The sequence below is a fragment of the Ferrovibrio sp. genome (assembly GCF_029255545.1).
In the GTDB taxonomy this organism is placed as follows: domain Bacteria; phylum Pseudomonadota; class Alphaproteobacteria; order Ferrovibrionales; family Ferrovibrionaceae; genus Ferrovibrio.
The window spans coordinates 1-5,833 of sequence record NZ_JANLJJ010000021.1; the positions used below are offsets into that span (position 1 = coordinate 1).

The following is a 5,833-nucleotide window of genomic DNA, read 5'->3' on the forward strand; positions in this document are numbered from 1 at the left end:
TGATCGGAGCTCTGCTTCACCGTCTGGGTCACCTCGTGCATGGCGGCGACCGACTGCTCAAGCTGGGCGGCTTGGCTTTCGGTGCGGCCGGCAAGGTCTTCGCTGCCATCGGAGATGTCGTTGGCGGCGACACGCACAACCTCAACGCTCTCGCGCAGCCTGGCGGCGAAATCTGCCAGCTTGGCGGTCATGCCGTTCAGGCCATCCTGCAGATGACGCAGCTTGCCGCCGTAATTGCCGGCCATGCGCTGGGTCAGGTCGCCCTCGGCGAGGCCCGAAGCGACGCGGTCGATCTCGTCGACGGCGGAAGCAAAAGTGCCAACCAGGTCGTTGATGCCGCGCGCGATGTCGCGCATGAAGCCGCTCTTGTTCTCCAGCGCCAGGCGCTGCGAGAAATCCCCGGCATTGGCCTGCCGCACCAGATCACTGATCTCATGCTCCACTGCGACCAGCTGGCTGACATCGGCCCATTGCAGCACGGCACCGATCTCCTCGCCGCGCCGGCTGCGTGCCGGCGCCGCCTCGATCTCGAATATGGCACCGCCGATGGCATGGCGCACTGGTTTGGCAAATTCGGCAATCGCAGCCTTCGCATCGCGGCCCTGCAGGCCGTCATGCAGTACCGCGAGGGGCTGGCCGAGAATAGAATCGGCGCGGAAGCCGGCATGGCGCTTCTGGATCTCGGCCTCGACCAGGCCCAGCATGTCGAGCATGGCATTGTTGGCGAACACGATCTGCCCGGCCCTGTCGCAGACCACGATGCCGCTGCGCGTGCCATTCACCGCGCTGAGCACGCGGGCCGCGTCGATGGCGGCTTCCTGCATGGTGATGACGCCGCGCGCCATGTCGCCGAAATCATCCAGCCGTGTGCCGCCGGGCACCTGGGCGGCATAATCGCCTCGGCCAAGCTTTTCCAGCGCGGCCGCCATCGCCCGCATGTTGCCGCCGACCAGGCGGCTGAGCGTGAGGCAGAGCAGCAGGCTGAGCACCAGGCCAGCCGCCACCAGTCCGACCAGGCCGTAACGCGCGCCGCCTTCGGCCAGGCCGGGCGCGAACAGCAGCAGAGCCCCGGCCAGCAGCAACACGCCGAACGAGATGGCGGCATTGGCGAAGATCAGCGCGCGTGGCGACAATGCGCCAAGCAGGCCACCAGCGGCCTCGCGGCCGGCGGCGGCCTGGCGCTGCAACCGGCGATGCCAGAGCAGCAGCGCCTGGGTCAGCTCGGTGGAGATGATATGGAATTTTCCGGTCGGCGCGGTATCGACCTGGAAGCCGGCGCGATCGCCGGCCAGCGCCTTCTTCAGGGTCTCGGCGGCCTGGACATGGAACTCGGCATGCATGCGCCGGATTGCCTCGTAATCGGCGCCCTTCTCCGCGCGCGAGATACCGAGCGCATCGCCATAGAGCCATTTACCGAACTGGCACAGATTGTCCTTGCAGGCATGATCGGGCGTGATGTCGCTCTGACGGGTTTCGACCGCCGTGCGCAGGCGGTTTTTCCATTGCGCATGGGCGGAGACCGCCTTGTCGATGGCAGTAAGGACTGGAGTAGCCTCAGACATGACGGGACGTTCCGTTTTTTTGCAATGGCTTAGAAAACGTCAGTATAAAGTCTTCGTCCGATTTACAATCAGTGATCGTGATTATTTTTCGGTAATGCCGGAATGCGGCCCCGAATTATCCGCGTCAGGAAAAGTAGCGATGCGATATCAATGCGGCCGCAGCGGTTCTCACGGCCCCTGCTGCAGCCGGGCCAGATAATTCGGGCCCATCCGGTTACCGGTGCGACGGTCGTATTCCAGCAGCAGATGCAGCACCAGATCGAAGGACTGGTAACAGTCATGCACGATGGCGGCCATGGCCAGCAGCTGGCGCTCGCTCATCAGCGCCGGCCTGGTGAAGTCGCGCACGAAGATGGCGTCGGCCCAGAAAATCTGGCTCATGCCGGCATAGATGTTGTCGCCCACCAGCATCGGCTGGATGGTGCGGCTGACGGTCGGGAAAAAGCGGTGAAACACAAAACCCTGGCTGCGCAGGAAACAGTCGACATCACCGAATAACGGCTGGTCGACATACATCTGCAGGAATTCCACCTCGGTCTGGATCACCACCGCCTCGGCCAGGCGCTGGGTGGCGTTCTGGAACACCATCAGCTCGGCGCCCTGCACGTCGATCTTCAGCAGGTCCATGCCCTCGGTTTCCGGGATGTCGTCCAGCCGGCGGGTGTCGATCTCTTCGGTGCCGACCACGGTGCCCCAGGCGGGGAAGCCATGGAACAGGTTGATCACCTCCGGATTGGGCTTGAGCAGCGAGGTCATGCCCGGCGCCTGGCAGAAATTCAGGGTGTGGCGGCCGCCATCGCCCACCGCATAGGGCAGATAGGTTTCGGTTGGACCCTTCTGGCTGTTCAGCTTGGCCAGAGCCTCCAGATTCGGCTCGAAGCCGACGATATCAGCATGGCCACCGCGCAGCAGCGTGGCATAGGGCGGATCGCCGTCGATCGGATTGGCGCCGACATCGACCACCTTGACCCGGACCGGCGACGCGGTGATGGTGTGGAAGGAAGCGGCGAGATTCATTGGTGATCCTGTCTGCCCGAATGCGCTACCGGGTTTTGCCCCGGCTTATGTTCCGGCATCAGGCGTTTCTTTTTCCTGAATGATCTGCTGCACGGCCTCGGAGATCAGCAGCCATTCCATGGCACCGCCCCTGTCGCCTTCCTGGGCCAGCTTGCTGGCCCGGTTGGCGGCGACGCGCAGCCCTTGGCGACCATGGGTCTGGTACAGCCGGGCGGCGGTTTTCATGGTATCCAGGCCACTGCCTCCGCGTTCGCGCTCCATGCCCTCGCCTCCCTTTACCCGCGCCCCGGATACCGGCCGCAAGCCATGTCAGGCCGGTTCCGGCGCGGCATGGCGGGCGAATTTCTTCTCCGCCGTCTTGATTGATCTGGCCGTCCACAGGCGCCCGTCTTCCGGGACCGGGCGGAACTTGTGCCGGGCCGCCAGCTTCTCCTGATAGAAGCCGTTATAATCGCCGATGCCCAGCATCTCCTTCGCCTCGTGGTCTTCCTCGATGGCGATCTCGCGATAGACCTCGAGATTGGCGAAATCGGGCCGCGGCAGGTTGCCCTTCTGGAAATCCTGCCACATCTGGCGATACAGGCCTTCCAGGCTGCGCACATGGCCTGCCATGTCAAACAGCACGCAGCTGTTATGATTGGCGGTCAGCTTCTCGCGGTAGCGCTTCAGCGCGGCCGGATCGTTGCCCAGCTCGATCGCCCGCCTGACGTAATCCTCCGGGCTGTCGCAGACCAGCTCGGGCAGGCCCGCCGAACGCACCAGGCTGCCGCAGACGCGCGAGGCGAAGCCGCGGCCGGAGAAGGTCAGTACCGGCACGCCGAGCCACAGCGCATCAGACGCGGTGGTATGGGCGCCGTAGGGGAACGTGTCGAGGAACAGGTCGGCCAGCGGATAGCGGGCCAGGTGATACGGGTTGGCCAGCTTGCCGGCGAAGACCAGCCGGTTCGGCGCGATGCCGCGCTGGGCAAGCTGGACGGCCAGACGCTGCTGCACGGTGTCGGCGGCGCCGAGCAGCCACAGCACGCTGTTGGGCACGCCTTCTAGAATCCGCGCCCAGCGATCGAAGGTGAAGCGGGTGATCTTCTGGCTGCCGTTGAAACAGCAGAACACCACCGCATCATCTGGCAGGCCGGCTTCCTGGCGCGTCGGACGCACCGGCGCGATGACGCGCTTGCGGTCGTTGGGCTGGTAACACGGCAGGCGCATCACCTTTTCCGAATAGTAAATCTCGAAATCCTTCGGGATGATCCATTCGTCGGCGATGATGTAATGATGATACGGGCTGGCCATGCTGCCGGGGAAACCGAGCCAGTTCACGATCACAGGCGCCGGGCGATGGGTCAGGATCTTGGTGCGGGCATCGCGGGTATAGCCGTTCACGTCGACCAGGATATCAATGTTGTCAGCGGCGATGCGATGGGCCGCAGTCACGTCGTCCATCGCGGTGATGTCGACCCAGTGCTCAACGGCGTTGCTGATCCGCGTCTTCATGCCATCGCCGGCGGGGATGCCGCAGTAATAGGCGAAAACCTCGACCTCGCCGCGGTCATGCAGCTCGAACAGCTCGGCCATCAGGAAGCCGATCGCATGCTCGCGCAGGTCGGAGGACAGGTAGCCGATGCGCAGCCGCTTGGACGGTTTGCGCTTGACCTGCGGCCAGACATAGTCGCTGTTCGGCGCCGGGTCGGCGATGGTGCGGTTATACTGCGCGGCGCAGGCTAGCTGGAACAGCGGATCGTCGGTATAGGCGGCCAGCGACAGCGGGCTGAACCCCTTCATCAGCGCGGTGCGGCTGACGCCTTCCCAGGGCTCCACGACCGGCCAGACGCACTGCACCATGCGGGCGGCCAGGAAATGCTGCGCCATGTCGGCCTGGTCTGGATCAAGCGTCAGGCCCTGGCGCAGGGTGGCTTCGGCCGCGTCATGCTTGAGGTTTGCTTCCAGTACGCGGGCGATCTGCTTGTAGGCGGTGATCTTGTGCTCCACCGATGGCGCGGTGATGGTGCCCAGGCGCTGGACGATCGTGGTCCAATGCCGGATCGCCTCGCTGGCCGAGCCAAGTCGCTCCAGGGTGCCGCCGAGATTGATATAGGCGGGATAAAAATCGATATTGGCGCGGATCGCCTGCTCGTAGGCGACCTTGGCCCCTTCCAGATCGCCGCGCCCGCTCAGGATCGAGCCGAGATTGAAATAGGCGACGTAGCGCAGCGGTTCGGTGGGATTGCAGCGGATCCACATGCGATAGAGCAGCACGGCCTGGTCCGCTTCGCCGCTGGCCTGCAGGTGGGCTGCCGCGCCGATCAGTTCGGCGACCGTAAAGGACGATTCCGCCAGCCGCGAAATCACGCTTTCGAAATAACCACCGCTCATCTTGTCCCCATGCGCCAGCTGCCGGCCGCGGGCGCCGCATAGCGGGCGCCGGAAGAAGCCGGGCAGCACTCCCCTACAGCATCACTACGGGAAGCTGTGCGGGGAGGCAAGACCATCGTTGCCGATATCCTGCCTCCCCGCTGAGCCTTAGGCCAGGGCGTCGACCCAGGCTTCGACCTGCGCCTGCGACAGGACTGCCACCTGCGCCTGGGTGAAGGCGTTGGCCTGGGTGGTGGTCAGCGCCGTGATATTGGTGGTGCTGAGCGACTGGATTGCCGTCGAGGTGATGGCGGCAATCTGGGTCGCGGCAAACTCACCGACATCGGTGGTGGTCAGCGCATCGACCTGGGTCGAGGTCAGGCCCTTGATCTGCGCGGTGCTCAGCGCCTGCACCTGGGTGGTGTCCAGAGCCGACAGGTTGGTCGTGCTCAGGGTGCCGATCTGCGTGGTGGTCAGGCCCTTCACCTGGGTCGTGCTCAGATCGCCGATATCGGTCGTGGTCAGGCTGTTGATCTGGTCAGTGGTCAACGCCGCGACCTGGGCCGACGTCAGCGCCTGGAACTGCGTGGTGTCGAGCGCCGACAGGTTGGTGGTCGTCAGCGCCTGCACCTGGGTGGTTGCCAGCGCCGCGACCTGCGTCGTGCCCAGCTCGCCGATATCGGTGGTGGTCAGCGCATCAACCTGGGTCGTGGTCAGCCCCTTGACCTGCGCCGCGCTCAGCGCCTGCACCTGGGTGGTATCCAGGGCCGACACATTGGTCGTGCTCAGCGAACCGATCTGCGCCGTGGTTAGCCCCTTGAGCTGGGTCGTGGTCAGGTCACCGATATCAGTGGTGGTCAGGCCACTCAGCTGCGTCGTGCTCAGCGACGCGATCTGGGTCGACT

General features: G+C 64.6%; 4 protein-coding genes and 1 pseudogene. All 5 read right to left on the reverse strand.

Annotated features, from left to right (window positions below):
- Nucleotides 1–1,562 (reverse strand): CZB domain-containing protein (locus Q1J79_RS03430; RefSeq protein ID WP_300296528.1); only part of this gene is annotated, 1,562 nt, incomplete at its 3' end.
- Nucleotides 1,563–1,730: 168 nt separating this feature from the next.
- The gene (locus tag Q1J79_RS03435) at nt 1,731–2,579 is read right to left on the reverse strand and encodes an FkbM family methyltransferase (protein ID WP_300296531.1); all 849 of its coding nucleotides are present in this window, start codon (nt 2,577–2,579) and stop codon (nt 1,731–1,733) included.
- 45 nt (nt 2,580–2,624) lie between these two features.
- Complete coding sequence (locus tag Q1J79_RS03440) at nt 2,625–2,804, reverse strand: hypothetical protein (RefSeq protein ID WP_300296534.1); 180 nt, start codon at nt 2,802–2,804, stop codon at nt 2,625–2,627.
- A gap of 84 nt (nt 2,805–2,888) precedes the next feature.
- Complete coding sequence (locus Q1J79_RS03445; RefSeq protein WP_300296537.1) at nt 2,889–4,949, reverse strand: O-linked N-acetylglucosamine transferase; 2,061 nt, start codon at nt 4,947–4,949, stop codon at nt 2,889–2,891.
- Nucleotides 4,950–5,096: 147 nt separating this feature from the next.
- Nucleotides 5,097–5,833, reverse strand: a pseudogene (locus Q1J79_RS03450) (heme utilization protein); the annotation flags it as partial.